A 26780-nucleotide genomic window follows, 5' to 3' on the forward strand; every position below is an offset into this window, starting at 1 on the left:
CTGGTTATTTGAAGGTTGCCAGAAGTTTTTTCACCTTGTCCACATCCATATTCTCGTAAAATTCGCCGTTGATCTGCAACACCGGGGCTGAACCACAGTGTCCCAGGCACTCCACTTCTTCGAGGCTGAATTTTTTGTCTTCGGTGGCTTTGCCCGGAGTCAGGTTGAGTTCATCGCGGAAGTAGTTAACAATATCCTGTTTTCCCCGCAGCCAGCAGGAGAGGGTCCGACAGACACAAATATGATATTTGCCGACTGGATGAAGGTTAAACATGCTGTAAAAAGTCGCGACCTCATACACCTTGCTGGCAAAAGTGCCGATGCGGTCAGCGATATAGCCGATGGCTTCCTGACACACCCAGCTTTCCTGTTCCTGTACCAGCCAGAGTGCGGGAAGAACCATGGATTCCCGTGAGGGGTAGCGTTTGACAAGTTGTTCAAACTCAGTGTCACGCTTCTTGTCGAATTTGAATGGCTTTCCAGTTGCAATAAGTTTAGAACGATCACTCATCTGTCCAACTCCCCGCCGATAATATTAAGGCAACTCAAATTTACGATTGCGTCGGCAATCATGCTTCCTTCAACCATGGCCGGAAAAGACCCCAGCGTGTAGAAGCAGGGGGGCCGCACCTTGCATTTATATGGAGTCCCGGAGCCGTCTGAAACAAAGTGAAAACCAAGCTCACCGTTGGCAGCCTCGTACCCGTCGTACCACTCTCCTTTCGGGACGTGAACACCCTCAAAGACCATCTTGAAGTGGTTGGCCAGTCCTTCGATTTTCGTGTAGACCTGTGCTTTCTTCGGCAGATGTACCTGGGGATCGTTGACGTTGACCGGTCCTCCGGGGATCATCTTCATCGCCTGACGGATAATACGAATGGATTGTTTGATCTCTTCATAGCGGATCATGAAGCGGTCGTAAACATCGCCATTGCTGCCAATGGGGATGTCAAAATCGAAGGCGTCATAATTATAATAGGGGGCATCCTTACGCAGGTCGAAGGGAACGCCGCAGGAGCGCAGGTTGGGGCCGGTGAGGCCGAAGCTTATCGCCTGTTCCGGGCTGAATCTGCAGACGTTCTGCATACGGTCCTGAAGGATACGGTTTTTCTCCATCAGTCCCTGAGAGTCGCCGGCGCCTTTCTCGATAGCGGCAAGATGAAACTCCATCTCTTTTTCCCAGCCTTCGTGGAAATCGTGGTACATGCCGCCGATACGGGTGGCTGTAGACATCAGGCGACCGCCGCAGAGTTTACTGATGAAGTCGTAGGCCGCCTCTTTTTCATCGTAGAGATACCAGTAGTTGGTAAGGCCTCCGACATCGACCCCGGCAGCTGCGAGGCAGACGAGGTGGTCAAGGATGCGGTAAAATTCTCCCAGCACCACCCGCATGAACTGTGCCCGCTCGGTGATCTCAATATTGGCAAACTTTTCAATTGCCTTGACGTAGGCAATGTTGTTCATCATTGAGGAGCAGTAGTTAAGACGGTCTGTGAGGGGAATGACCTGGTTGTACGTGTGCTTTTCCGCCAGTTTTTCGAAACCGCGGTGGAGGTAACCGATCTCAACAACATTGGCGAGAATTGTCTCTCCATCCAATGCGACGGCGAAACGGATGGCACCATGGGTGGCGGGGTGGGCGGGGCCGATATTGAGAAACATTACATCGGTACCGAGTTCTGTCATTGCTTCGTGCCCGGTATCTTTCGACGCCAGCCGAGCCTTGAGCGGAGCCTCAAGACTGTCGGATTCCATGAGGACCTGCCTCTTATCCACCGGATAATCCTTGCGCAGCGGATGCCCCTCAAACTGAACATGATTGAGAATTCGGCGCAGGTCGGGGTGCCCGGAGAAGTTAATCCCGTACTGATCCCAGCACTCGCGTTCGCCCCAGTTGGCAGATTCCCAGATGCTGCTGGCGGTGGGCAGGCCGATTTTCGGGTTGGAGACTCCCGTGCGCACTTGTACAACGAGGTTATCTCGCCAGTTTCGCAGGGTGTAGACTACGCGGAAGCGTTCTTTTTGCGGCGGCTTTGGGTAGGTGAGATAGTCAATGCCGGTAACGTCAAGGAGCAGGTCACAGCCAAAGTTCTCTTTGAGAGCGGTCAGTGTTGTTGTCAGGTCATCCGTCTGTACATCAAGAACTGCAGTATCGATCACCTGAGTGCAGGTTGCTGAGGGAAAGGCCTCCTGCAGTTGTGTCAGAGCTGTATCATTCATTGATCAAGAATCCCCCTGAAATCTTTATGACGCGCTTGCGGGTCGATGAGAATGGAGTTGCTCTCAATCTGTTTTTGCAGATCCATCAGAGCGTTGAGGATACCCTCGGGGCGTGGCGGGCAGCCGGAGACATAGACATCCACCGGGATAATCTGGTCAATGCCCTGCACGGTACAATAGTTATCGTAAATACCGCCAGAAGTCGCACAGGCACCTACAGAAACAACCCACTTGGGTTCACAAAGCTGGTGATAAATGCGGTGCAGAATGGGAGCCTGTTTGTAGGTAATAGTTCCACAGACCATGAGCATATCTGCCTGACGGGGGGAGTAGCGTACAACCTCGGCGCCGAAGCGGGAGATGTCAAACTGCGCTGCTGCGGTACTCATGAATTCAATGGCACAGCAGGCGGTTCCGAAAACGTATGGCCAGAGTGAATATTTACGTCCCCAGTTGATGATTTCGTCAAGCTTCGAGGTGAGAACAGATTCACCGAGGCTTGCTTCGATTCCTAACGCCAATTGAGTACCCCCTTCCTGAGTATGTAGATAAGTCCGGTGAGCAGCAGGAGAATAAAAACAACCATCTCCGTAAAGCCAAACCAGCTGAGTTCACGCACGTTGACGGCCCACGGGTACATGAATACCGCCTCAATATCAAAGATTAAAAACAGAATCGTAATGAGATAGAACTTGACGGAAAATTTCTGGTCAACGCCACCCAGGACGTTTTTAATTCCACTCTCGTAAGCTTCATTCTTAATTTTCTCTTTTGAGGAACGGGGACCGAGAATGGTGGTGGCCACCATCCCAATGGGAACCAGCGCGGCGAGCAGAAAAATAGCGATAATGGAGAACAGCAGTTCTGATGACATTGAGGTTTCCTCCGGCAACATTGTTTCAGCGGGGTGAGATAACAGCGAAGCCCCGCCGGGCAAAGGCCAAAATTATATCAGTGAGCAGGAAGTTGGTCAAGGAGAAAGCGAAAATATGAGTAAAATCAAAGAGATTTGGACATTTCAGAGATGTTTGAGGGCTTCTTTTCTGCATTTTTCGTTGGATTATCATCCTTAATGGTATGCAGTGGGTTTGAGAAAAAAGTTCTTTTAAGCGCTTAAAATTACGTAATAAATACCATACCAGGGGTTTCCCCTGGTGATGAAGAAGTAGAGACTAATGTGTAAAAAAAAAGTAAGAATTTTGTCTGGTTTTTATCTGTCCCATCTCCGCTTGACTCGTTCGGTTGCAGGTGCAGTCTGACGAGGCAATCTTTTTTTAAAGTTTTTTGCTGTTCCGTTTTTTGCTGTTCCCTGTCTCCCGTCCCCCTGCCTTTAAATTCGCCAATAGAAAGTGAAAATGGCATTGAGCGAGATCATAACTTAATAGGAATGGTATGAATAGCAGTAAACCCTGCAAAATCGAAAGATGAAAAGACCGTTTCCCTTTTGAGAAACGGTCTCTTTTTATATCTGCGGAGAGAGTTGTTTACCAGCCCAGTGTCAGATAACGATGTATGGAATTGGAGGCTTCACGACCTGCCCCCATGGCAAGGATGACAGTGGCTGCGCCGCTGACGATATCGCCGCCGGCCCACACCCCTTTTTTGCTGGTCTTGCCACTGCCCGGCTCGGCGACCACATTGCCCCTTCTGTTCAGTTCCATATCCGGGGTCTCACCGGTGAGCAGGGGATTCGCCCCGGAGCCGACGGCGACGATGCAGAGGTCGCACTCAATAATAAACTCCGACCCTTTTATCGGCACCGGCCGCCGGCGGCCGGAATCGTCCGGTTCGCCGAGTTCCATCTTCAGGCACTCCATGCCGACGAGGCGACCTTCATCGTTGCCGATATATTTCGTCGGGTTGGCAAGCAGGCAGAGCTCAATGCCCTCCTCTTCAGCATGGTGAATCTCTGCGCCACGGGCGGGCATCTCCTCGCGGCTGCGGCGATAGACGATCTTCACGCTTTCCGCCCCCATGCGCATGGCTGTACGGGCGGAGTCCATGGCGACGTTACCGGCACCGAGGACCACGACCTTTTTCCCTTGCGGTACCGGGGTGTCGTAATTAGGGAAGTCATACCCCTTCATAAGGTTGGTGCGGGTGAGGTATTCGTTGGCAGAAAGAATACCAATGAAGTTTTCTCCCGGCAGCCCCATAAAACGGGGGAGTCCGGCACCCACGCCGACATAGATGGCATCGAAGCCCTCCTCAAACAGCTCATCCAGACTGATGCACTTGCCTACCACCGAATTGCAGTTTATCGTCACTCCCTGGCGTTCAAGGAAGTGAACCTCCTGGCCGACAATGGCTTTGGGCAGACGGAATTCGGGGATGCCGTAAACCAGCACTCCGCCCGGCTTGTGAAATGCCTCAAAGATAGTGACATCGTGGCCTTTTTTAATCAGGTCACCGGCAACGGTGAGTCCGGAGGGACCGGCACCGACCACTGCCACTTTCTTGCCGGTTTTTGGCTCATGAGGTGGAAGCTGCCCACTCCCATTCTCCCGTTCCCAGTCGGCAACAAAGCGCTCAAGGTTGCCAATGGCTACCGGCTCGCCGCGTTTGCCAACGATGCAATTTCCCTCGCACTGGTTCTCCTGCGGGCAGACCCGGCCACAGACAGCGGGCAGAGCGTTGCGCTCCCAGATCTTGCGGGCGGCACCAGTGATGTCTCCCTTTACAAGGAGTGCAATGAAGTCGGGAATCAATACTCCAACCGGACATCCCTGCGTACAGAGGGGGGTCTTGCAGTGGAGACAGCGGGCTGCTTCTTCCTGCGCCATCTGCAGGGTATATCCTTCTGGAACTTCAAGGAAGTTGTGAGCGCGAACCTTTGCTTCCTGTTCCGGCATCGACACGCGGCCGGGTTTATTCTTTGTATCTGCCATAATATTCTCCGTATCTTTCTAACCTGCTGTTATTTCTCGCCCTTGAATTTCGCATAACTCTGTTTTTCCATCTCGGTGTAGGAGTGGAGACGGAGCATCAATTCACCAAAATCAACCTTGTGGGCATCGAATTCGGGGCCGTCTACACAGGCAAATTTTGTCTCGCCGCCTACCGAAACCCGACAGCAGCCGCACATGCCCGTTCCGTCTACCATGATCGGGTTGAGAGACACGAGAGTATGTATTCCCTGTGGGCGGGTCATTTCGGCTACCGCCCGCATCATTGGTACCGGCCCAATGGCAACCACCATTTTGATATCCTCATTCTCAATCTTCTCTTTAAGGATGTCGGTGACAAAACCATGATGGCCATAGGAACCATCGTCGGTGCAGATGTGCAGTGTGTTCGAGGCTTTTGTCATCAGATCTTCAAGAATGATCAGGTCTTTGTTCCGCGCGCCGGTAATAGCGGTAACATCGTTGCCGATTTCCTTCAGCGCCCGGGTAATGGGATGGAGCACCGCGACACCTGTACCACCACCGACACAGACCACTTTGCCCACCTTTTCCAGATGAGTGGGGCGTCCGAGGGGACCGATGACATCCATGAAGCTGTCGCCGACCTTAAGATCGGCGAAGGTGGCGGTAGAGCGACCAATTATCATATAGACGATGGTAATCGTCCCTTTTTCAAGATTGGTGTCGGCCATGGTCAGGGGAATGCGTTCCCCTGTTTCATTGGCTTTGAGGATGACAAACTGCCCTGGCTTTGCCTTTTTTGCGATCAGCGGAGCTTCGATTTCGTTGAGAATGACAGTTCCCTGTCCCAGCTCCTCACGGTGGACTATCTTGAACATGCGGTCTCCTTGATTAAAAAAAATGGGTACCTTGAAAGGTGCCCGGAGGTAACGTCTCCAGCGCTTGAAAATTAAGCACGAAATAAATTGAAACGCAATATCTATTGGATTGAGAGATATTTCTACTTGAGCAAACACTGCTTGTGTAATACCATTCCTATTAAGTTATACCCGTTTTGTCTCCTGTTTATCCATTCATGGTTACAAAAGGAACCACGAATGGACACGAATAAACACGAATTATTACTGAAAAAACCATAAGAGAATGCCCTTGTAGTTGAATGCGGTCTGTTCTCATGCTCCTGGTAAACCACGGAAGACACGGAAAGCACGGAATATGAGAGCGTAAAACGATCAACCCCGACTTTCGGATGACTCCCAAAGTTGATTACTACTCCTGGTGCACTGTACGGCTTAACTTCGGATACAAACGTTTTCGTTTAATGCGTTGTCCCTGTTCGTGAAAATTCGTGTCCATTCGTGGTTACAAACTGCAAAAGGAATCACGAATGGACACGGATAAACACGAATTATTACTCATTCGTCATCGCCAAAAAAGATGCCTGCGCAGTCGCGTTCTCTGGTCAATACAAAGTGTAAATGGTATAATATATACCGCTATTTCCTTTTGTAATGTATTATTTCACGGAATCATAAAGAGAGAAATACGGAGAAAACGTTTTCCCGGTGCATTTTTGACAAAAAAAGCCCGGACTCAAATATTGAGTCCGGGCTTTTATACCAATCACATTTTTTATTGACCAAAGAATACAGCTGCGTGGACATTTTGTTGGGTGATCACGAACGGATAAACAGGATCTAAAATTGATCTCATTGTAGAAACGCCCGTTGTGCTGAAGACGCCAAAATTGGTTATCTCCAGGGAAATCTTTTGCTTTTTCCTGTCTCCTGTCTCCTGTCTCCTGTCTCCTTTCTCCCTTTTGTCAACAGGGTTTAAAAGGTTACGATCGTATAGCCCTCAGCCTGATACTCTGCCATAGAAGGATGGCCGCTCATATCGCCGAGAAGAGCGAGACCTGACTGCTCTACTTCGTCCAGTACGCCCATTTTGGCAGAACAGGCGCGGCAGACGCCGTCGATGATTCCGGCTTTTTTTACCTTGAGATAGAGTTTATGGAAGGGGTTGGCTTCTTCCTCCAGCTGCGGTACCAGTTTTACCGCCATTCCCTCAATAACGATTTTAACCTCATCACCGCGCTCCTTCATATCCATCCCGTTGAGAAGCACATGGACAAAGCACATGAATTCACCGTTAAAAGCATAGAGACAATTCTTCATGACGACTCCTTTGCTGAATTTTATGCGGTTTGCCTATTCGGTCACCGCGAATTTCTTCACCAGCTCCCGCAGGTAAGAGAGCCAGGCATCCATCCCCTCACCAGAGGTGGAGCAGAGCTCCATGGTTCGCAGATGGGGATTAATCTTTTTTGCGTCGTGCAGGGCATCTTCGCATTTGAAATCGAAGTAGGGCAAGAGATCGCATTTGGTGATGACAAAGGTCTGGGAACTGGAAAATGCCTTGGGGTATTTGGCCGGTTTATCCGGACCTTCCGGCACAGAGACCAGAACCACACGTTCGTCTTCACCGATATCAAAGCTGGCAGGGCAGACGAGGTTGCCGACATTTTCAATGAAAAGGAGCTGGATATCCCCGCCTCCTTCTTCTTTGCAGAGCCGCCGATAGCCTTTATGGACCATGGCGGCGTCAAGGTGGCAGGCGCCGCCGGTGGTGAGCTGAATGGTTGGAACTCCTTTGGCCCGGATACGTTCGGCGTCACGTTCGGTCTCAATGTCGCCTTCGATAACGCCGATGTTGATCTCTCCCCTCAGCGCATCGATAGTGTGTTCCAGCAAAGTGGTCTTACCAGAGCCGGGACTGCTGATAAGGTTGATGGCGACAATGCCATCTTCACGAAAATCTTCGCGGTTGGTATCGGCCAGCGCGTTGTTGGTGGCGAAAAGGGAAGTTTCAACGTCCACGGTTTTTGATTTATGGTTGTGGTCATGATCATGGGTATGATCGTGATTCTGGTCGTGAGAATGACTGTGAGAATGGTCGTGGTCGTGAGAGCCGCAGCCGCATACATCGCACATGGTGTACCTCTTGTATATTTGATGGGAAGAGTCCGGGCCAGCCGGTTACTCCATTTCAACCTGTTGTAACACTATATCATTTCCGCCGGAGACAGGGGTGAGAAAATCGTCTCCACAGAGCTCGCAGACGCCGGGTTCCAGTTTGTCCCGTTCCTGAATATGGCCGCAGAGGCATTGATAGCGGGGGGGCGGGGTTACGAGGATCAGTTGTGCACCGTTGGCCCAGGGCTCGCAATCGCGCATGACGTCGAAGGCGAACTCGAAGGAGTCGGTTACCACCCCCGCAAAGGGTCCGATCTCTACTTTGACAGTGAGAATCTTCTTCGCGTTGTTCTGGCGCAGCAGCTCTTCAAGCTGAGCAAAAAGATTTTGGACGAGGGAGAGTTCGTGCATGGTGGCTCCTTTTCAGCAGATTCTCGGCAGGGCCATCCCCTGCAGAGGGGCGACCATTCGCCGACCGCCTGTGACGGTGCGCAGGATGAGGCTGGCAGTGCGTATCTTCTCTTCGCGGTGGACGCGACCGAGGATAACGGCTTCTTCCCCCTCCGGCAGGCTGCGCAAGACGGCCAGTGCTTCGTCGGCCCGCTCTCCCTGTACCACGGCGAGCATCTTTCCTTCATTGGCGAGGTAGAGAGGCTCAAGACCGAGCAGTTCACAGGCCGCCTGCACCTGCGGGCGCACCGGCAGGACCGTTTCTTCCACTTCAAGGGCGAGACCGCCGCCAAGCAGTTCATTGATTACCGTGGCAACGCCGCCTCGGGTGGGATCACGCATGACGTGGACATCCCCGCCGAGTTTTTCCAGCAGTGCAGCAGAGAGGCGGTGGAGGGGACGGGTGTCGCTCTGCAGGTCTCCCTGCAGTTCTACGCCGGCCTGACGGGTCATAATGGTAATGCCGTGATCGCCGAGGGTGCCGGAGAGGAGCACGGCGTCCCCCTCACGGATACGGGCCGGGCTGAGAAAGCAGTTACCGGCCACTGCACCGATACCGGAGGTGTTGATGAAGATCTTGTCCCCCTTGCCGCGTGGTACCACTTTGGTGTCGCCGGTGACGATGTTTACTCCGGCTTCTCTGCAGGCGGTGCTGATGGAATCAATGATGCGGGCGAGTGTCTCCAGTTCCAGTCCCTCTTCCAGAATAAGGCCGAGACTCAGTGCCAGGGGGCGGGCTCCGGCCATGGCGAGGTCGTTGATGGTGCCGTGGACGGCGAGTTTTCCGATGTCTCCTCCGGGAAAGAAGAGGGGGTCGACCACATAGCTGTCAGTGGTAAAGGCGGGGCGGAATCCGGGGGGCAGTTCAGCAAGCAGGGCAGAGTCGCCGCCTTCGGCCAGGGCAGGATTGCCGAGTCGGCTGTAGATCACCTCTTCCAGCAGTCTGCGGCTGGCGAGGCCACCGCTGCCGTGGTCGAGAAGGACAGTATCAGACATTATTTTCTCCATACTTGTAATGTGCCGCGCAGACGCCTTCGCTGGACACCATGCAGGGACCGATGGGCTGCGAGGGGGTACAGGCTCTGCCAAAGAGCGGACACTCCTGCGGGGAGATCCGGCCGCGCAGGACTTCACCGCAACGGCAGCCTTTCGGGGATTTTTCATCTCCAGCGACGGGATCAAAGGGGAAGATGCGTCCGGCATCGAAACGGCGGTATTTTTCGCGGATGGCAAGGCCGCTTTCGGGAAGAATACCGAGACCGCGCCAGAGTGTGTCGCAGGGCTCGAAGACTTCTGCCACCATGGCCTGCGCACGGGGATTGCCGTCTTTGTGGACGGCGCGTGGATAGGCGTTTTCTACTTTTGCCTCTCCCTTCTGCAGCTGGGCGATAATCATCAGCAGTGCCTCAAGCAGATCGGCGGCCTCGAAACCCGCCACTACCGAAGCAAGGTGAAATTTCTCTGCCAGCGGCCGCCAGACATTGACCCCGATGATGGTGCAGACGTGTCCGGGACAGAGAAGGGCGTCGAGACGCAGCTCAGGGTCGGCGAAGAGGGCGTCAAGGGGCTTCAACATTGTCTTTTGACAGGGGGCGACGAGGAAGTTGTCGACTTTTCCGCGTTCAGCAGCGAGAAGGGTTGCGGCGATGGTCGGACTGGTTGTCTCAAAGCCGACTCCGGCAAAGATAATCACTTCGTCGGGGTGGGCGATGGCCAGTTTCAGGGCATCCATGGGAGAGTAGACGATACTTACCAGGGCTCCGGCGGCACTGGCCGCAGCGAGGGAAGAGGTGTTGCCGGGGACCCGGAAGAGGTCGCCGAAGATGGCGAGGCGAACAGTTCTTCTCCGGCCGCCATCTTCAATTTCACCCGCTCGGGCAATCTCGATAAAGTAATCCATGTGGCTGCCGGCGGTAACACAGACCGGACACCCCGGGCCGGAGACCAGCTCCACTTCTTTTGGCAGGATGGACTTCAGTCCACTCTGGAAAATGGCCATGGTATGGGTACCGCAGACCTCCATGATGCGCGCGGGCCGGTTGAGAGTGGTAATTTCGGCGAGCAGGCGCTTTACGAGGGGGCGGACGAGGGCAGTCTCCCGGTATTCTTCAGCATGTTTCACTGTACCCAGCCACCTCCCTGCTCAACCATCTCCCGGAGAAACTCAAGGTTCTTCAGGGCTTCCTCCTCTTCGAGGGCATGGATGGCAAAGCCTGCGTGAATAATAAGGTAGTCCCCCACCTTCGGCCACTGGTCAATAATATCGAGGCGCACCTCACGGCTTATGCCGTCGGCGTCAACAGTGGCGACCTGGTTGCTCAGGATGTCATCCGGATCGCCTTGAATGGCGGTTACTTTCATTGGAAGTGCCAGACACATATCTTTTATCCTCTCCTGTACGTGTTCAGTAAATATTTTGCGATGTATAAAAAGAATTCGATAAATTAGTTACATCTGCTGCAGTTGACAAGGGGAAATGGCCATTAAGTCGTTTGTTTTTCTGTTATTGACTTTCAGCAGACTTCTTTTCGGTGGAAGCCATGATCCCTCCGACAAGTGCCTGGCCCGCCGCCAGCCCGCCGTCATTCATTGGCAGCAGTTCTCCGGCAAAGACGTCCATCTTTTCTTCGCGCAGCAGATGAAACAGTGCTTCAAGCAACAGGCGATTTTGCATGCACCCGCCGGAGAGAACGATCTGCGATACTCGTGTTGTTCGCGCCGCTGCCACCGCGCGGGCGGCGAAGGCGGCGGCCAGCCAGGCGTGAAAATCGCGGGCGAGGCGGGCGCGGGATTCTCTGCTGCGGGTGAGCATCATCTCAAGGATCGGGCCGGAATGGATCTCTCCGTTGCCTGTGTCAGTACTGGCGTAAAAACTCTCCAGTGTTGAAAGCCACTCTCTTCTGTCTGTTATTGCAGAATTCGCCAGTGCCTCCATTTCCATGGCGGCTTCTCCCTCATAACTCATCTGTTGACAGACGCCGAGCAGCGAAGCGACAGCATCAAAGAGACGGCCGGCACTGCTGGTCTGCGGTGCGGGCAGGCCCGCGCCAAGCATCTTCTGCAATATCTGCCATTCCTGGGGTACGCTCTGCTGCCATCCGGCGGGCGGCCTCAAGATGTTGCAGGAGTGCAGCGCCGCCAGCCCCATGCGCCATGGTTCTACCGCAGCCTTGTCACCGCCGGGCATCGGCAGGAGGGAAAGATGGGCGAGGCGCTCACTGTTGTGAAGGGTGACATGGAGCAGCTCGCCGCCCCAGATGGTACCGTCTTCGCCGAGGCCGGTGCCGTCAAGAACGATGGCGATGGCCTCCTCAAGGCCGTGCTCTGCCATTACTGCGGCGGCGTGGGCGTGGTGGTGCTGTACCTTGTAGAGGGGCAGGCCGAGTCCCTCGGCGTAGCGAGTGGAGGGCAGGTCCGGGTGAAGGTCGCAGACTGCCACCTGTGGCTCAATGTGGTAGAGCTTCTGGAGGTGGGTGATGGACTCGACATAAAAATCAAAATTGGCTGGATTTTCCAGTTTACCGATGTGTTGTCCGGGAATGAGACGGTGGCCCTCGGCGAGGCAGAAATTGTTCTTCATTGACGCCCCGCAGGCGAGCAGGGGCGGTAATTCGTGTACAAGATGCAGGCTGTTGGGGGTGTAGCCACGGCTGCGCCGCAGGAGGCGTGGGGCGTTGGCAGCGATCCGGACAACGGAGTCATCTACCCGGGTGAGAATCTCGCGGTTGTGATGAAGAAAGAGGTCAGCAATATCACTGAGCTCCCTTTTTGCCTCTGCGCGGTCCCGGCAGATCGGGTTGCCGTGATGGTTGCCGGAGGTCATTACCAGAAAGGGCGGACAGGCGGAGTGGGCGAGGAGGAGGCTGTGCAGCGGGGTGGAAGGGCGCATGACACCTGTTTCTCTGATATGCGGCGCAATGTTTGCCGCGAGCCGGCCTTTTTTCCCTGTAAAAAGAACGATGGGAGCCTGCGGTGAGTGGAACAGTTCCAGCTCCACACCCTTTATCTCGCAGATTTCATCAAGGCGTTCCGTCTGACACATGATGGCCAGCGGTTTGGCAGGGCGCTGTTTCCGGAGACGCAGGCGGGCGACCGCCTCTTTGCTGCAGGCGTCGACTGCAAGGTGGTACCCGCCGAGGCCGCGAATGGCGATTATTTTTCCGGCGGCCAGCGCTTCCGCCGCTGCGGCCAGCGGTTCTCCTTGTGCACCATCGAGTTCGAGCTGTGGTCCGCAGAGGGGGCAGGCGTTGGGCTGGGCGTGGAAGCGACGGCTGGAGGGATCGTCATATTCACGCTGGCAGGCCTCGCATAAGGGAAAGACGTTCATTGAGGTCTTGGAACGGTCGTAGGGAACCTCGTTGACGATGGTGTAGCGTGGACCGCAGTCGGTGCAGTTGGTAAAGGGATAGTTAAAACGGCGGTTGCGGGGATCAACTATTTCAGCTGCACATTTTTCGCAGAGACAGATATCGGCGGGAATTTCAGCATTTGCGTTTTCCGGGGTGTTGCTGTGGAGTATGGTGAAGTTCTCCGCTGAGAAGAGAGACCGTTCTTCAATGCTGAAGGTGTCGATACGGGCGAGCGGCGGGATATCACTCCACAGACGGCGGAGGAATTCCGGCAACTTTTCTCCACATCCTGTAATTACTACCCCGGAGCCATCGTTACGTACCGAACCTGAGATGTTCAGTTCCTTCGCAAGCCGATAGACAAAGGGGCGAAAACCTACTCCCTGAACAATACCGGTAATCTGTACGAGAGCAGAGTGATGAGTGTTCATTTTTTGTTCTGAATTGAGTATCATTTCACTCTTTTACTCAATTTCTTCAGCCCTGTATGTGAAATCATGTCCACTCATCTGAAAAAACTTCTCGCTTCGCGTCTTTCCGCAGATGAACTCGACCAGCTCGTCGGCAGTTTCGATGTGGTGGGCGATATCGCCGTCGTCATCATTCCCACACCGCTGCTTCATCGCAGCGGGCTGATCGCCGAAGCGATTCTTTCCACCAGCCATCATCTCCGCACGGTCTTGCGCCGCGCCGGTGTGTACAGTGGAGAATTTCGCACTCTGCCGCTGGAATGTATCGGCGGAGAAGCCCGCAGGGAGACGGAAGTACGGGAGTTTGGTCTGCGTTATCGGCTCAACCTTGAAACCTGTTACTTCTCAGTGCGCAGCGGCGTAGAGCGCCAGCGCATAGCCGGAATGGTGAAGACTGAAGAAAGGGTTCTGGTACTCTTCTCCGGTATTGCACCTTTTCCGTTGATGATCGCCCGCGATGGCGGAGCGCAGGTTATTGGCGTGGAGAAAAATCCGGCCGCGCACCGTTATGCCGTAGAAAACGTGCGACGTAACCGACTGGAATCCCTTATTACCCTTTATTGCATGGATGCGGCGGATTTTCTCAGTCATGCGGAAACAACCTTTCACCGTATTGTCATGCCGCTGCCCAGGGGAGGCGATCTCTTTCTTCCAGCCGCGTTGCGGGCACTGCGTCCCGGGGGAACGCTTCATTTCTACAGGATGGCGAAAATGGAGGAGTGCAGTGCTGTCTCTGCCATTCTGCGACAGCAGGCCACCGCAGCGGGGCACTGTGTCAGCAGAATTACCTGCACGAAGGCGGGCCACTGCGGCAACAGGTCCTTTCGCTGGTGTTTTGATACAGAGATGTAATAGCGAAATAAAAAAAAGGGCCAGCGGAAATTTCCCGACGGCCCTCTCATGCAATTCTTAAAATAATTCGATGATCTACATAAAGAAACATTGAATGTCCGGTCTTTCGCTCATCTCCTTCTGTCCTCGAATATGAACGAAATACAAACTTCTTCAAAGTACTTTTTATCGGAAGGTGCCCCGCACAAAGACGGGGCACCTTCCTTTTCGAACAAATTAGATCATGTCTTTAACTGCTTCTCTTTCAGATTGCAGTTCTTTTTCGGTTGCGGTCATCATTTCCTTTTGGAAATCACTGATTTTGAGACCGGTAACTTCTGTCCATTTGCCGCCTTCGCAGGTCATCGGACGGGCGTAAATCAGATCGGCATCAATATTGTAGCTGTTGCCGCCGCTGTACGCGCCCATGCTTACCCATTCGCCGTTGGTACCGAGAGCCCAGCTGCGCATATGGTCAATGGCTGCAGAGGCTGCAGAAGCTGCAGAAGATGCGCCGCGGGCTTCAATAACTGCCGCGCCACGTTGTTGAACGGTGGGAATGAAGGTGTTTACATACCAGTCATTGTCCACTTTTTCTGCAGCAGCGACTCCGTCTATGGTTGCGTTGGCGATATCAGGGAACTGAGTGGCGCTGTGGTTGCCCCACACTGCCATTTTTTTAACCTGGGAAGAATGGGTACCGGTTTTCTCAGCGAGCTGGGAAAGGGATCTGTTGTGGTCGAGGCGCATCATGGCGGTGAAGTTTTCCCTGGGAAGATCAGGAGCATTCTTCATGGCGATGAGACTGTTGGTGTTGGCCGGATTCCCAACCACCAGAACTTTTACGTCGCGACTGGCGTTGTCGTTGAGTGCTTTACCCTGAGTGGTGAAGATGGCTCCATTTTTTTGCAGCAGGTCTGAACGTTCCATTCCTTTTTTGCGGGGCATGGAGCCGACCAGCATTGCATAATCTACGTCTTTGAAGGCAACGTTGGGATCATCGGTGGGAACAATTCCCTGTACCAGCGGGAAAGCACAGTCGTTAAGTTCCATGACAACACCCTTGAGGGCACCCATTGCGGGCGGGATCTCAAGGAGATGGAGGATAACTGGCTGGTCTGCGCCAAGCATATCGCCAGCAGCGATACGGAAGATAAGAGCGTAGCTGATGTTACCTGCGGCTCCGGTGATTGCAACACGTACGGGACTTTTCATGACAGCCTCCTGAATAAAATGTGATGAACGGTTGAGACTCCTGGAAACAACACTTGCTACTACTTCACTGCGTTTGCAGTGTTTTCTGAAAGCCTCCGAACAGTCTGAGAAAGATTGAACGGAGTGGTTAATCAAGAAACCCTGTTTTCCTGTGCAATAAAACTGATACAAAACATACCATAAGCAGATGGGTGTGGCCACTATCTTAAGGGAATCAATGATGATTTTTCCCTCTTTTCCGACAGGAGCAGGAAAAACTACTTCCGGGATCGGAATTGGGATGGATCTGCTCCTGCCGGTGTGACCTGTCTGAAGCGTAAATTCAATATGTTAATGGTTTCACCCTGCTAAATTGGTCTGCTGCAGAGCCAGCTGGGGAAATGTAAGTCTAATGAAGTGGACGTTTAGAAGTATGTGGAAATATTGTGGAAAAGGGGCGAAAAACTCTGCGGGCATATTCCCGGTCGATGTCAGTGGCGATGCTGTGAACGTTTTTTCCGATGGTCAAAAAACTCCCGCATGTCGGAAACTAAAACGCCCCAGAACTCCTCAAGATCAGAGGTAAGGTTGTCGTCTTCGTGGAGGTATTGATCAATCTGTTCAATAGCTTCGTGCTGTTCCCGCAGTCTGGTCTTTTCCAGTTCTGCCTTGAGTTTAACGAGATACTGTTCCAGTCGGGCAATCTTCGTCTCAAGTTCTTCCTGTGTCTTGTCTGTCATGATATGATATGAGTCCCGGAGTGCCGCTGCTTTTACCAGCCAAGTGCATTGCTTCCTATAATAAGAATTGCTGGCGCAAGAAAAAAGACAACACCAATATAGGCAATGGCGTAAACTTTATTTCTTGATGTTGCCTTTGCAAGTGTAGTGGCGAGACGAAGGGGGATATTACGCAGGAAGGGGATGCTGTAAATCACCACTACTCCGAGGATATTATACGTAAGATGCACAAAGGCGATCTGCAGAGCCAGTCCTGCGGTGGGACCGGTAATGGCAGTGGCTGCAAGCAGAGCGGTGATGCAGGTGCCGATATTGGCTCCAAGGGTAAAAGGGTAAACCTGACGCAGAGTGAAGATGCCGTTGCCGGCGAGGGGGACGATGAGACTGGTCGTCGTAGAAGAGGACTGCACGAGGATGGTGAGCAGGGTGCCGGAGGTAATCCCGGAGATGGGACCGCGTCCCACTGCCCAGTGAAAAACTTTTTTTACCCTGCCGACCATCAATACCTTAAGCAGGCGTCCTATGACGGTGATGACCGCGATAATGGTTGTGACTCCAAGCAGGATCATGATGATACCGCTGAGGGGATGGGGCAGCAGGCCACTGGCGATTTCCTGAATTGTCTTGAGGACAGGCTGAATCAGCGGCTTGATGAAATTGAAACTCTTCATTGACATGGAGTTGCCGCCATAAACCAGTGAGCTCAAATACGCTCCAATTTTGTCAAGAAGGCCGAACTCAATCTCCAGAGGAAGAAAAATGATAACACTGAGCAGGTTAAAAAAATCGTGAATGGTTGCAGCGGCGTAGGCTCGGCGGAATTCTATTCCTTTGCGGATGTGGCCGAGACTGACGATTGTATTGGTTATGGTTGTGCCGATGTTGGCTCCCATTACCATGGGGATGGCGATAACTACCGGCAGACCGCCGGCAACAAGACCAACAATAATTGAGGTTACTGTGGAAGAAGATTGAATCAGCGCCGTGGCAACGGTGCCGATAACCAGTCCGGTAAAGGGATTTCGGGCGAAGTTAAAGAGATCCTTGGCGTTTTCTCCCGCCGCCATGTTGAAACCGTTGCCGATCATCGATACTGCCACGAGCAGCAAATAAAGGAGAAAAGCGATGAGCAGCCATTCTCTTGTACGGTTTAACAGGGCCAGAACATGAACCAGACCATCGCTCCGCTTTTCACTCTCCACCTGTTGCGCTCCCGATGATATGATGATGCCTCCACTCTCCATAATACCTCTGTCTGTATGGTAATTTGTGTTGGGAAGGTTCCGGTAAATATGCGGTTAGTAAATCATGGGCCAGGGAAATGCAACCGTTTTATCGGAAGAATCGGTTTGAATGCTGTCCGTTATTTCCAATTACGACCGACGTAATGCAGTACGCCGACCGCTTTTTTTGCGGTGCAGGATTTCCTCAATAGTATTTATAGAGAACCTGAGTCCCCTTGTCGTCATCGCCAGCATCTGCAATCTGCTGATAGAGTTTTTGTGCCAGTGACAGTCCCTGTGGATTGAAGCCAAGTTCCTCAGAAGAATCAAGGGCAATCTTCATATCCTTAAGGAAGTGTTTGACGAAAAATCCCGGTTCAAAATTACCCTCCAGCATGCGCGGGGCGAGATTGGAGAGTGACCAGCTTCCGGCTGCGCCGCTCTCAATGCTGGTGAGTACGGTGCGGGGATCAAGACCCGCTTCCTCAGCGTAGCGAATTGCTTCAACCACACCCATCATGATCGAGGCGATGGCAATTTGATTGCTCGCTTTGCAGTGCTGTCCCGCACCGGCCTTTCCCTGATAGACAATATTTTTTCCCATGCTCTCAAAAAGGGGGAGGGCGGTTTTAAAACTCGTTGTGTCGCCGCCGATCATGATGGAGAGCGTACCATTTTTGGCCCCTACATCACCGCCGGAGACCGGAGCATCAAGAGTTGCAATGCCCTTCTCCTTCGCAGCAGTGTAAATACGCCGGGCCAGGGACGGGCTGGAGGTGGTCATGTCGATGAGGATGGTGTTTGGGGCGGCGCTTTCGAGAAGACCGCCTTCACCGAAGTAGACCTCTTCGACATCCTGCGGGTAGCCAACGATGGTTATAATGGCGTCACAGCCTGAAGCCAGCCCGGCGACAGTGTCGCACCAGGTTGCTCCGGCGGCAATCAATTCACCAGCCGTTGCCTTCGTGCGGGTAGAGATGCGCAGGTCATATCCCGCCTTTTTAATATTTGCGGCCATGCTGCGTCCCATGACACCGAGTCCGATAAAGCCGATTGTTTTCATGTTGTCTCCTTCAGAGAGATTTTTTTTCAAGATACCCTTTACATATTCTGAAGCTGTGCCAGTCCCGCCTCCAGATCCTGCTGCAGGTCATCAACATTTTCGAGGCCGATACTGAGACGGATAATCGTTTTCCCTGTGTAGCGCGAGTTTGTCTGGCGGTTGACCTTTGCCGCCGTCAGCAGGCTTTTGTAACCGCCCCAGCTGTAGCCGAGGTGGAAGAGCTGCAGGTGGTCGATAAAGGTGGCGAGATCTTCCTCCTTATACTCACTTTTCAGCGTGAAGGCGAAGAGACCTGTGGAACCGGTGAAGTCCCGTTTCCACAGTCGGTGTTCGGGGTGACTCTCCAGCGCCGGATGAAGGACGTTTTCCACCAGTGGATGGGTCTCAAGCCAGCGGGCGATTTGCAGCGCAGATTCCGCGTGACGGCTGAGACGCACCTCAAGGGTGTGCAGGCCGCGCAGGGCCAGGGCGCAATCTTCAGCGGGAGCGTAGATTTCCATTGTTTTGTAGAAATCATCGAGAGTTTCGGCATGTTCTGCATTTGCTGAAACGGAGCCTGCCAGCACATCGGAGTAGCCGCAGATGTACTTGGTCAGCGAGTGGATGGTAATATCGACCCCGAGTGTGAAAGGATTGAGATAAAAAGGAGTGGCCCATGTGTTGTCGATGAGGGTGACAATATCGTGTTTTCTGGCCACTGCACAGACCGCCGGGATATCCTGCAGTTCCATGGTTATGGAGCCGGGGGATTCCAGCAGAATGGCAGCAGTGTTCGGGCGAATATATTTCTCAATGTCCCCCGCGACATTTGCTGGAGCGGCAGTGGTCTCAACCCCGAACTTTTTGAGGACGGTAGAACAGAAATGCTGGCCGGTCATGTAGGCGTTATCGCAGACAAGCAGATGATCACCGGCCTTGAGGAAGGTCATCAGCGCAGTGCGGATGGCATCAATTCCCGAAGGACATATACGGGTCAGAGCGGCCCCCTCCAGCCGGCGCATGGCCTCTTCAAACTGACGCTGGGTAGGCAGACGGTCAGTGCCGTAGGTGATGCCGCTGAACTGGTGACGGTCAACGTCGCACATCTCTGTGTAGTTTTTGAAAAGGACCGTCGAGCCGCGGTAGAGAGGAGGGTTGACGGTGTTGGCGGAAGTATTGTCCAGCTCGGTCCAGAGAGTGCTGTTAATTCTTGTTTCTTCGTGCATATTAGCTGTTTTGTTTTATTCTCTGAGAAGTGAATGGGAAAGACAGGCCTGATATTACATACGTTGTCAGCATACAACGAACCCTTTAATTTTACCATGTTGGAGGTGCGGAAATGGCACAGGAGAGAAAAAGATTTCGAGTTGGATGGATGGTGGACGGGATCAGTGCAGAGACGCTCGGCGAACAGCTGCTCACCGTAGAAAATGGTGTTATTACGAAGATTGAACCGTGGAGTGACAGTCTGGGAGTGGCGGCAGAGGAGCTGATTGATCTTTCCCCCTGTACCGTTTTGCCACCCCTCACCGACGCCTGTTCCCATCTCTGCATGTCTGCTACCACTGATCTCGCGGTGCGGGAAAAGCAGCTTGCCTCCAGTTACGAGGAGTTGTTGCCGATACTGAAACAGCATGCCGGAGACTACCTCAGCCATGGAGTATTTGCAGCGCGTGATGGTGGCGATCACGGGGGATATGCCCTGCGTTTTGCAAAGGAGCAGAAGCACCCGGGGTTCACCCTGCGTACCAGCGGGCGGGCATGGCACCGTAAAGGGTGCTATGGCCGGCTCATCGGACGGACGCCGGAAAGTTATGGCCTCAATCTCCCCGATGCCTTCAGCGAGGGACAGCGCAGGGGGGAGGATGCGGGGGCGGAGTTTGTCAAAATAGTTCAGTCCGGAGTCAACAGCCTCACGGAATACGGCGTGCAGACCCCACCGCAGTTTCCGCTGGAGGAGCTGAAAGAACTGGTGCGGCGTGCTGCGGAGTGTGGCAAAAAGGTAACGGCTCATGCCAACGGAGAGGAGGCGGTGCGTATTGCCATTGAGGCAGGGTGCCACTCTATTGAACACGGCTTTTTCATGGGGGAGGAAAATCTGAGGCGGTTGCGTGACAGTAAAGCCGTGTGGGTTCCCACCGTCTTTACCATGCGCGCGTATCGACAAAATATTGATATCCTTGGCGGGCGCGGGAATCAAACCGTTCTCGACCGCCTCCTTGAACATCAGCTTGCACAGCTTTCCCTGGCGCGTGAACTCGGCGTAAAGACGGCCGTCGGCACTGATGCCGGCAGTCTCGGCGTACTTCATGGTGAAGGGGTCATGGAGGAAATGAAGTTGTTTCGCCGCGCGGGTTATTCTCTTGGAGAGACCATTCGCTGTTCTTCCGTTATCGGCGGAGATCTGCTCAGCATGGAAAATTTTGGAAGATTGCGACCTGGTGCTCCGGCCACCTTTCTTGCCTCAAGGGGAACCCCTTCGCAGCTGCCTCGCAAAATTATTTATCTTGAAGCTATTTATGTTGAGGGAGAGTGTTTATCATGATATAAGGATGCCCTTGATAATCTTGTATTTCACTCATATTCGAGGCACAGGAAAAATTTTACCGCAGGTATCTGATTGATATCTCGATGTCTTGTTCCTCGCTTTGTCGGAGGATAAATTTTTTGCTGTAACGAAGAAGGTGGACAAAAGACTGGTTATGCAGGGTACCCATAAGTAATGCATTACATTTGACCAGTATACGATCGCTAAACTGTTTTTGCACCTCTTTGATATGTGCAAAAAAAATAGAAGTTATTTAACTGCTTGTATTCTTGTATCCTTGTATTATATCTGTTCAAAAAAGGTCGGATTTGTAAGAAGAAGTGTTTATTATAGTAAATATTACATGAAAAATCGCAGAGATGGAAGCTGGCTGATTTTCAGGAGATGATAAGAGAAATGGATATTCCTTGCGAAGTTCAAATAATTAAAGATGGTGACAAGCCGGTTTTTGCTGTAATCCCGTATGAGAAGTGGCTTGAGATTACCGGGGAAGAGGCTGACGCGATTTACATTCCCTATGAAATTATGAGTCTTCGTCTAAAGACTGGAATCTCGCTTATCGCCGCCTGGCGGAAGCATTTAAAGATTACTCAGCGCGAACTTGCCGGGCAGATGGGAATGACCCAGTCTGCCATTGCCCAGATTGAAAAGGAAGGGACAAAAAGTCGCAAACAGACCCTTGAAAAGGTCGCCAGGGCTCTTGGCCTTGATGTGCGTCAGCTTTCCCGTACAGAATAGGAGTCTGTCCGACAGACTCCTGGCTGGAGCTTCAAAAAGGAAAAAACCCCGGTTCGCGGAATGCGAACCGGGGTTTTTTTATCGCAGGGTTGGCAGAACTCTCTGCACAGAGGCCAGTCAGTATGAAAGCCGTCTCATACCATTTCTATTAAGTTATGCTCGTTTTACATCCTGTTTATCCATTCGTAATCGCCAAAGAAGATGTAAAATTGATCTCATTGTAGAAACGTCCGTTGCGCTGGAGACGCCCAAATTGGTCGTCTCTACAGAGCCTTTTGCTTTTTCCTGTCTCCTGTCTCCCTTTTCCCGTCCCCCTGCCTTTAAATCTACCAATACAAAGTGGAAATGGTATTATTCGATATTCCCTTCATTCTTCTCGGGCATGTCGTGTCCTTCACCGTTTTTTTCCTGATCTCTGTCATCCCCTTTTGTTGCCACATACCGCTTCAGATACATGTCGGAGAGGGTGAGAAAGGCAGTGATGATCAGTGGGCCATAGATGATGCCCATGATGCCGTAGACGCTCAGTCCGCCGATAATGCTGAGGAATACTAACAGTGTATGCATCTTCACTTCGGTTCCCACCATTTTGGGTTTAATCAGGTATTCCATGGTGAAGGAAAGTATGGCGTAATAGAACAGCACAAAAAGTCCGAGAGACAGATTCTGGGATATGGCAAGAAAGAGGGCGGTGGGTATCAGCACAAGGCCGATACCAAAGATGGGCAAAAAGGCGAGAACTGTCATCACCGATCCCCACAACAGGGGCGAGTTGAGGTTGAGGATGTAGAAGAGCATTCCCCCGAGTACCCCCTGAATCAAACCGCAGACACCATTGCCTTTGAGGATGGCATTGGCAATTTCCTGGAAACGGACAATTAACAAACGGTTGTCTTCCTCGGGCAGGGGTGAAATCTTTACTGTATAAGCAATAAGCCGGGGTTGATCGATGAGGAGAAAGAAGATCACGAGGATCATGATAAAAAAGGAGAAGAGAAACTGGAGTACATTGGTGGCCCAGCTCTGTGCCTGCGAGTAGAGGAAGAAACCACTGCGCTTGACGAGATAGGTGAAGCCGTCGATAATCTGGCTGGTTTCAATGGTAAATCCCATATCTTTAAGCTGAGTCTGCACACGGTGTACGCTGGAGCTCTCCTGCAGGTACTGTTGCAGCTTCAATGCCACCTGGCTGTCGCGACCCCACTTGTAAAGGCTGAGCGTCTCATCCGTCAGGCTGGTGACGAAAAAGGTCAGAGGAATGAAAACGATTGCGATAATCAGCAGGCAGGTGAGAAAGGAAGCGAATCCTTCTGAAAGTCTGCGATTGAAAAAAAGGTAAACAGGCCGGAAGAGATTGGTGAGGAGGAAGGCGAGCACCAGAATCGCCCAGAAGGGCCAGAGCAATTGACCGAAGAGAAAAATGGCGATACCGAAGACGAACAAAAAATAGGTATTAACCTGCGGAGGTGGTTGAGAAGGAAAAAATTTCTGCATAGTGTATCTATTGAGGTCGATGCTCCCTGAAAAGGCAAAATTTTCAATGGAGCTTGAGGGTTAACAGGAATTTGAGTTGCATTTCATAAAAACTGCAGTAAGTATTTTTATACTTTGGGCGGACAGTTAAAACATCACTCCCTGTCGACAATCATATATTACTTTCAATATATTACGCAAACAGGAAAAAATAGTTGGAGGAAACAATGTGGGATAAAATTGAAGTCGCAGTAGAGAAATGCGCGAAAAACGAAATGAAACAGAAGCCCGATCCGGCACATCTTGGTTTTGGCAAGTATTTCACCGATCACATGTTTCGTATGACATGGAGCCGGGAGGAGGGCTGGCACGATGCGAAGATCTGCCCGTATCAGAACTTTTCCATGGATCCTGCCGCCCTCGTTTTCCATTACGCCCAGGCAATTTTTGAAGGAATGAAGGCCTTTAAAAATGAAGACGGACAGCTTTACTTCTTCCGCCCGGAGAAAAATTTCGAACGGATGAACGATTCGGCACAGCGGATGTGCATGCCGCGTTTTCCGGTGGACCAGGTGATCAGGGCATTGAAGGCACTGGTCTATCTGGAGAGGGACTGGGTCCCCACCGAATACGGTTCGGCTCTCTATATGCGCCCGACGATGATTGCCGCACAACCGGCACTCGGCGTGCAACCGGCAGATCTCTACTATTTTTACGTTATCCTCACCCCCGTTGGAGCCTACTACAAAGAAGGCTTTAACCCGACCAAAATCTATGTCAGTGATGAATACACCCGTGCGGCGAAGGGTGGTGTGGGTAATGTAAAGGCGGCAGGAAACTATGCGGCCTCTATCTACATGTCGGAGATTGCCAAAAAAGAGGGCTATTCACAGGTTCTGTGGCTTGACGCCAAAGAGCACAGGTATGTGGAAGAGGTCGGAACCTCCAATATCTTCTTTAAGTTCAAAAATGAACTGGTAACTCCCGAGCTCAGTGGTTCAATCCTTCCCGGGATCACCCGTGACTCCACTCTCAAGCTGGCCGACAGCTTTGGCGTGAAGGCCGTGGAACGGCCAGTGAGCATCGACGAAGTCATTGCGGGTGCGGAAAGTGGCGACCTCGAAGAGGCCTTCGCCACCGGTACAGCTGCGGTAATCTCCCCCATTGGTGAACTTTTCTTCAAGGGAAAGAGTTACATCGTTAACGAGAACAAGGTCGGTGCACTCTCCGAACGACTCTACACCGAGCTGCAGGAAATTCAGCACGGTGAACGCGAAGATCCCTTCAAGTGGGTGATGAAGGTGAATTGAGCAGTTTTTTGTTCTGTCTGCACAAGTAAGGCTCTGTTTTTTCGCGATTATGTGAAAGGACAGAGCCTTTTTCCCTTTCAGAGGTTACAAAAAGGGGCATTCTTCTTCTCCTTCCCTTGATTTTTGTTGTGGGTTCCCTATATTTTCCACCGCAAAAGGAAGAATCTCCGGATCTCGGAGGTGGCTTTGAACTCGCTCCCAGGAAATCCTGCGGAGCCCAAAAGTGAATTAAATAACAGGCAGGAGGTTGTAATGAAAATTCGTCCTTTGAACGATCGTCTTTTGGTGAAACGACTCGCAGAAGAAGAGAAAACTGCAGGTGGAATCATTATTCCGGACAGCGCCAAAGAAAAACCCGCTGAGGGTGAAGTTGTTGCTGTAGGTCCCGGGAAAACTGGTGACAATGGCGAGCGCGTTGCCATGCAGGTCGCTGTTGGAGACAAGATCCTTTTTTCCAAATATGGTGGAACCGACGTTAAAATCGATGGTGACGATTATCTCATTATGCGTGAAGATGATATCCTCGGTATTATTGAGTAATTATTGGCTTTTGAGAGAAAAACAACGATCTACAGATAAAGGAGTCTAAAAATGGCTGGAAAAGATATTAAATACGGTGTGAAAGCCCGTGAATCTATCCTTGCCGGGGTAAACACCCTTGCAAATGCAGTTAAAGTTACCCTCGGTCCCAAGGGACGTAACGTCCTCATCGAAAAATCCTATGGCGCACCGACCATCACCAAAGATGGTGTAACCGTTGCCAAAGAAATTGAAATAAAAGACAAGTTTGAAAACATGGGTGCTCAGATGGTCAAGGAAGTTGCTTCCAAGACCTCTGATGTTGCCGGTGACGGTACTACCACTGCCACTGTTCTCGCTCAGGCCATCTACACTGAAGGCGTACGTCTGGTTGCCGCTGGCGGCAATCCGATGGAAATCAAACGCGGTATTGATGCAGGTGTTGCCTGTGTTATCGCCGAACTGAAGAAAATTGCCACTCCCACCAAAGAGCAAAAAGAAATTGCTCAGATTGGTACCATCTCTGCCAACAGCGACGAGACCATCGGTAATATTATTGCCGAGGCCATGGATAAAGTTGGTAAAGAGGGTGTTATCACCGTTGAAGAAGCCAAGTCCATGGAGACCAGCCTCGACGTTGTTGAAGGTATGCAGTTCGACCGCGGCTACCTCTCTCCCTACTTCGTGACTGACCCCGATCGCATGGAAGTCAGCATGGAAGATCCCTACATCCTGCTCGTTGAGAAGAAGGTCAGCAACATGAAAGACCTGCTTCCGGTGCTTGAGTCCGTTGCCAAAATGGGGAAAGGTCTTTTCATCATCGCAGAAGATGTAGACGGTGAAGCTCTGGCAACTCTGGTTGTCAACAAGCTGCGGGGCACCCTTAACGTGGCTGCTGTCAAAGCTCCAGGCTTCGGCGATCGCCGCAAGGCAATGCTGGAAGACATCGCAGTTCTTACCGGTGGTCAGGTTGTTACTGAAGACCTCGGTATCAAACTGGAAAACGTTACTGTTAAAGACCTCGGTACCTGCAAGCGTATTGTTGTTGATAAAGACAACACCACCATCGTTGATGGTTCCGGCGACAAAACCAAACTGCAGAGCCGTGTCAACCAGATTCGTAACCAGATTGAAGACACCACCTCTGACTATGACCGTGAAAAACTGCAGGAACGTCTTGCCAAACTCTATGGTGGAGTTGCAGTAATCAATGTTGGTGCTGCTACCGAGATTGAGATGAAAGAGAAAAAAGCCCGTGTTGAAGATGCTCTGAACGCAACCCGTGCCGCTGTTGAAGAAGGTGTTGTCCCCGGTGGCGGCGTTGCCTATATCCGTTGTCTCGGTGTTCTCGACGCGTTGAAACTTGTCGGTGAACAGGAGACTGGTAAAGAGATCCTCCTCCGTGCCCTTGAAGAGCCGGTTCGTCAGATCGCCAACAACGCAGGTCGCGAAGGCTCTGTTATTGTTGATGCTGTGAAAAAACTTGAAGGAGCCAATGGCTTTAATGCCGCGACTGAGGTTTTCGAAGACCTCATCAAAGCTGGTGTCATTGATCCTGCAAAAGTTACCCGTACTGCACTGCAGAATGCTGCATCTGTTTCTGGCATGTTGCTGACTACTGAGTGCGTGATTGCTGACAGCGCTGAAGAAGATGCTCCTGCTGGCGGCGGAATGCCTGGTGGTATGGGCGGCATGGGTGGTATGGGCGGCATGGGCGGCATGATGTAATGTGCTGTCCGGCTTAACCGCTTTTATGTAAAGGCCCTCCGACGTTTTATCGGGGGGCCTTTACTTTATGCGCGAAAATTCAGGGGGGGCGGGATATGCCCGG

At 52.1% G+C, this 26780-nt stretch carries 25 protein-coding genes; 6 read left to right on the forward strand and 19 right to left on the reverse strand.

The window, feature by feature from the left end; translation table 11 throughout:
- Positions 1-4: 4 nt before the first annotated feature.
- From nuoE to hypF, 13 genes are all read right to left on the reverse strand, one after another.
- Entirely contained in the window at positions 5-511 is a 507-nt protein-coding gene (nuoE, locus tag JWG39_RS06575) for an NADH-quinone oxidoreductase subunit NuoE (protein WP_205218583.1), read from the reverse strand.
- Entirely contained in the window at positions 508-2220 is a 1713-nt protein-coding gene (locus JWG39_RS06580; RefSeq protein ID WP_205218584.1) for an NADH-quinone oxidoreductase subunit D, read from the reverse strand. The genes nuoE and JWG39_RS06580 overlap by 4 nt, the downstream gene beginning before the upstream one ends.
- Entirely contained in the window at positions 2217-2741 is a 525-nt protein-coding gene (locus JWG39_RS06585; protein WP_205218585.1) for an NADH-quinone oxidoreductase subunit B, read from the reverse strand. The genes JWG39_RS06580 and JWG39_RS06585 overlap by 4 nt, the downstream gene beginning before the upstream one ends.
- On the reverse strand, positions 2732-3094 hold the full coding sequence (locus JWG39_RS06590) for an NADH-quinone oxidoreductase subunit A (RefSeq protein WP_205218586.1): 363 nt from the start codon (positions 3092-3094) through the stop codon (positions 2732-2734). Before JWG39_RS06590 ends, JWG39_RS06585 begins: the two co-directional genes overlap by 10 nt.
- Positions 3095-3704: 610 nt before the next feature.
- Positions 3705-5108 carry an NADPH-dependent glutamate synthase gene (gltA, locus tag JWG39_RS06595; RefSeq protein WP_205218587.1) on the reverse strand — a complete coding sequence of 468 codons (1404 nt, stop codon included), beginning with the start codon at positions 5106-5108 and terminating at the stop codon, positions 3705-3707.
- Positions 5109-5137: 29 nt separating this feature from the next.
- Positions 5138-5965: a sulfide/dihydroorotate dehydrogenase-like FAD/NAD-binding protein gene (locus tag JWG39_RS06600; protein ID WP_205218588.1), complete on the reverse strand. Its 828-nt coding sequence runs from the start codon at positions 5963-5965 to the stop codon at positions 5138-5140.
- A 954-nt stretch (positions 5966-6919) separates the two neighbouring features.
- On the reverse strand, positions 6920-7264 hold the full coding sequence (locus JWG39_RS06605) for a DsrE family protein (protein WP_205218589.1): 345 nt from the start codon (positions 7262-7264) through the stop codon (positions 6920-6922).
- A 33-nt stretch (positions 7265-7297) separates the two neighbouring features.
- The gene (gene hypB, locus JWG39_RS06610) at positions 7298-8080 is read right to left on the reverse strand and encodes a hydrogenase nickel incorporation protein HypB (protein WP_205218590.1); all 783 of its coding nucleotides are present in this window, start codon (positions 8078-8080) and stop codon (positions 7298-7300) included.
- Between the two features lie 45 nt (positions 8081-8125).
- Positions 8126-8473: a hydrogenase maturation nickel metallochaperone HypA/HybF gene (locus JWG39_RS06615; RefSeq protein ID WP_205218591.1), complete on the reverse strand. Its 348-nt coding sequence runs from the start codon at positions 8471-8473 to the stop codon at positions 8126-8128.
- Positions 8474-8485: 12 nt separating this feature from the next.
- Complete coding sequence (hypE, locus tag JWG39_RS06620) at positions 8486-9508, reverse strand: hydrogenase expression/formation protein HypE (protein ID WP_240192028.1); 1023 nt, start codon at positions 9506-9508, stop codon at positions 8486-8488.
- A complete protein-coding gene (gene hypD / locus JWG39_RS06625; RefSeq protein WP_205218593.1) occupies positions 9501-10634 on the reverse strand; it encodes a hydrogenase formation protein HypD in 1134 nt (377 codons plus the stop codon). Before hypD ends, hypE begins: the two co-directional genes overlap by 8 nt.
- Positions 10631-10891 carry a HypC/HybG/HupF family hydrogenase formation chaperone gene (locus JWG39_RS06630; protein WP_205218594.1) on the reverse strand — a complete coding sequence of 87 codons (261 nt, stop codon included), beginning with the start codon at positions 10889-10891 and terminating at the stop codon, positions 10631-10633. Before JWG39_RS06630 ends, hypD begins: the two co-directional genes overlap by 4 nt.
- A 124-nt stretch (positions 10892-11015) precedes the next feature.
- Positions 11016-13292, reverse strand: a complete 2277-nt coding sequence (hypF, locus tag JWG39_RS06635) for a carbamoyltransferase HypF (RefSeq protein WP_205218595.1) — start codon at positions 13290-13292, stop codon at positions 11016-11018.
- Between the two features lie 66 nt (positions 13293-13358).
- Here hypF and JWG39_RS06640 point away from each other — a divergent pair, with 66 nt between their 5' ends.
- Complete coding sequence (locus JWG39_RS06640) at positions 13359-14183, forward strand: class I SAM-dependent methyltransferase (RefSeq protein ID WP_205218596.1); 825 nt, start codon at positions 13359-13361, stop codon at positions 14181-14183.
- Positions 14184-14399: 216 nt separating this feature from the next.
- Here the strand turns inward: JWG39_RS06640 and JWG39_RS06645 are convergent, their stop codons facing one another.
- The 5 genes from JWG39_RS06645 to metC all read right to left on the reverse strand — a co-directional run bounded on the left by JWG39_RS06645 (position 14400) and on the right by metC (position 19587).
- Positions 14400-15377: a malate dehydrogenase gene (locus JWG39_RS06645; RefSeq protein WP_205218597.1), complete on the reverse strand. Its 978-nt coding sequence runs from the start codon at positions 15375-15377 to the stop codon at positions 14400-14402.
- Between the two features lie 470 nt (positions 15378-15847).
- Complete coding sequence (locus JWG39_RS06650; RefSeq protein ID WP_205218598.1) at positions 15848-16096, reverse strand: hypothetical protein; 249 nt, start codon at positions 16094-16096, stop codon at positions 15848-15850.
- Positions 16097-16128: 32 nt separating this feature from the next.
- A complete protein-coding gene (locus JWG39_RS06655) occupies positions 16129-17340 on the reverse strand; it encodes a Na/Pi symporter (protein ID WP_205218599.1) in 1212 nt (403 codons plus the stop codon).
- Between the two features lie 184 nt (positions 17341-17524).
- A complete protein-coding gene (locus JWG39_RS06660) occupies positions 17525-18382 on the reverse strand; it encodes an NAD(P)-dependent oxidoreductase (protein WP_205218600.1) in 858 nt (285 codons plus the stop codon).
- 38 nt (positions 18383-18420) lie between these two features.
- The gene (gene metC / locus JWG39_RS06665; RefSeq protein ID WP_205218601.1) at positions 18421-19587 is read right to left on the reverse strand and encodes a cystathionine beta-lyase; all 1167 of its coding nucleotides are present in this window, start codon (positions 19585-19587) and stop codon (positions 18421-18423) included.
- A gap of 113 nt (positions 19588-19700) precedes the next feature.
- Here metC and JWG39_RS06670 point away from each other — a divergent pair, with 113 nt between their 5' ends.
- Together JWG39_RS06670 and JWG39_RS06675 are read left to right on the forward strand one after the other, a co-directional pair.
- Positions 19701-20906 (forward strand): amidohydrolase family protein, encoded by a 1206-nt coding sequence (locus tag JWG39_RS06670; protein WP_205218602.1) that lies wholly within the window; start codon positions 19701-19703, stop codon positions 20904-20906.
- A gap of 399 nt (positions 20907-21305) precedes the next feature.
- The gene (locus JWG39_RS06675) at positions 21306-21647 is read left to right on the forward strand and encodes a helix-turn-helix domain-containing protein (RefSeq protein ID WP_205218603.1); all 342 of its coding nucleotides are present in this window, start codon (positions 21306-21308) and stop codon (positions 21645-21647) included.
- A gap of 351 nt (positions 21648-21998) precedes the next feature.
- Here JWG39_RS06675 and JWG39_RS06680 read toward each other — a convergent pair whose 3' ends face one another.
- Positions 21999-23141 (reverse strand): AI-2E family transporter, encoded by a 1143-nt coding sequence (locus JWG39_RS06680; RefSeq protein WP_205218604.1) that lies wholly within the window; start codon positions 23139-23141, stop codon positions 21999-22001.
- A 206-nt stretch (positions 23142-23347) separates the two neighbouring features.
- On the opposite strand from JWG39_RS06680, the gene JWG39_RS06685 reads away from it, so the two are divergent.
- From JWG39_RS06685 to groL, 3 genes are all read left to right on the forward strand, one after another.
- A complete protein-coding gene (locus tag JWG39_RS06685; RefSeq protein WP_205218605.1) occupies positions 23348-24430 on the forward strand; it encodes a branched-chain amino acid aminotransferase in 1083 nt (360 codons plus the stop codon).
- Between the two features lie 252 nt (positions 24431-24682).
- Positions 24683-24970, forward strand: coding sequence for a co-chaperone GroES (gene groES, locus JWG39_RS06690; RefSeq protein WP_205218606.1), 288 nt, complete (start codon positions 24683-24685; stop codon positions 24968-24970).
- A gap of 51 nt (positions 24971-25021) precedes the next feature.
- Entirely contained in the window at positions 25022-26677 is a 1656-nt protein-coding gene (gene groL / locus JWG39_RS06695; RefSeq protein ID WP_205218607.1) for a chaperonin GroEL, read from the forward strand.
- The last annotated feature ends 103 nt before the right edge of the window (positions 26678-26780 follow it).

Origin of the sequence: Desulforhopalus vacuolatus (genome assembly GCF_016918505.1) — a bacterium.
Classification (GTDB): domain Bacteria; phylum Desulfobacterota; class Desulfobulbia; order Desulfobulbales; family Desulfocapsaceae; genus Desulforhopalus; species Desulforhopalus vacuolatus.

What these genes read in the sequence shown, in the direction of transcription:
- JWG39_RS06590 (WP_205218586.1), bottom strand. Translation starts at nt 3,094, where the DNA reads ATGTCATCAGAACTGCTGTTCTCCATTATCGCTATTTTTCTGCTCGCC.
- JWG39_RS06580 (WP_205218584.1), bottom strand. Translation starts at nt 2,220, where the DNA reads ATGAATGATACAGCTCTGACACAACTGCAGGAGGCCTTTCCCTCAGCA.
- JWG39_RS06630 (WP_205218594.1), bottom strand. Translation starts at nt 10,891, where the DNA reads ATGTGTCTGGCACTTCCAATGAAAGTAACCGCCATTCAAGGCGATCCG.
- JWG39_RS06660 (WP_205218600.1), bottom strand. Translation starts at nt 18,382, where the DNA reads ATGAAAACAATCGGCTTTATCGGACTCGGTGTCATGGGACGCAGCATG.
- hypE (WP_240192028.1), bottom strand. Translation starts at nt 9,508, where the DNA reads ATGTCTGATACTGTCCTTCTCGACCACGGCAGCGGTGGCCTCGCCAGC.
- JWG39_RS06655 (WP_205218599.1), bottom strand. Translation starts at nt 17,340, where the DNA reads ATGGAGAGTGGAGGCATCATCATATCATCGGGAGCGCAACAGGTGGAG.
- nuoE (WP_205218583.1), bottom strand. Translation starts at nt 511, where the DNA reads ATGAGTGATCGTTCTAAACTTATTGCAACTGGAAAGCCATTCAAATTC.
- JWG39_RS06605 (WP_205218589.1), bottom strand. Translation starts at nt 7,264, where the DNA reads ATGAAGAATTGTCTCTATGCTTTTAACGGTGAATTCATGTGCTTTGTC.
- JWG39_RS06675 (WP_205218603.1), top strand. Translation starts at nt 21,306, where the DNA reads ATGGATATTCCTTGCGAAGTTCAAATAATTAAAGATGGTGACAAGCCG.
- hypB (WP_205218590.1), bottom strand. Translation starts at nt 8,080, where the DNA reads ATGTGCGATGTATGCGGCTGCGGCTCTCACGACCACGACCATTCTCAC.
- JWG39_RS06650 (WP_205218598.1), bottom strand. Translation starts at nt 16,096, where the DNA reads ATGACAGACAAGACACAGGAAGAACTTGAGACGAAGATTGCCCGACTG.
- JWG39_RS06615 (WP_205218591.1), bottom strand. Translation starts at nt 8,473, where the DNA reads ATGCACGAACTCTCCCTCGTCCAAAATCTTTTTGCTCAGCTTGAAGAG.
- JWG39_RS06685 (WP_205218605.1), top strand. Translation starts at nt 23,348, where the DNA reads ATGTGGGATAAAATTGAAGTCGCAGTAGAGAAATGCGCGAAAAACGAA.
- gltA (WP_205218587.1), bottom strand. Translation starts at nt 5,108, where the DNA reads ATGGCAGATACAAAGAATAAACCCGGCCGCGTGTCGATGCCGGAACAG.
- metC (WP_205218601.1), bottom strand. Translation starts at nt 19,587, where the DNA reads ATGCACGAAGAAACAAGAATTAACAGCACTCTCTGGACCGAGCTGGAC.
- JWG39_RS06680 (WP_205218604.1), bottom strand. Translation starts at nt 23,141, where the DNA reads ATGCAGAAATTTTTTCCTTCTCAACCACCTCCGCAGGTTAATACCTAT.
- JWG39_RS06600 (WP_205218588.1), bottom strand. Translation starts at nt 5,965, where the DNA reads ATGTTCAAGATAGTCCACCGTGAGGAGCTGGGACAGGGAACTGTCATT.
- JWG39_RS06670 (WP_205218602.1), top strand. Translation starts at nt 19,701, where the DNA reads ATGGCACAGGAGAGAAAAAGATTTCGAGTTGGATGGATGGTGGACGGG.
- groES (WP_205218606.1), top strand. Translation starts at nt 24,683, where the DNA reads ATGAAAATTCGTCCTTTGAACGATCGTCTTTTGGTGAAACGACTCGCA.
- hypF (WP_205218595.1), bottom strand. Translation starts at nt 13,292, where the DNA reads ATGAACACTCATCACTCTGCTCTCGTACAGATTACCGGTATTGTTCAG.
- JWG39_RS06645 (WP_205218597.1), bottom strand. Translation starts at nt 15,377, where the DNA reads ATGAAAAGTCCCGTACGTGTTGCAATCACCGGAGCCGCAGGTAACATC.
- JWG39_RS06640 (WP_205218596.1), top strand. Translation starts at nt 13,359, where the DNA reads ATGTCCACTCATCTGAAAAAACTTCTCGCTTCGCGTCTTTCCGCAGAT.
- groL (WP_205218607.1), top strand. Translation starts at nt 25,022, where the DNA reads ATGGCTGGAAAAGATATTAAATACGGTGTGAAAGCCCGTGAATCTATC.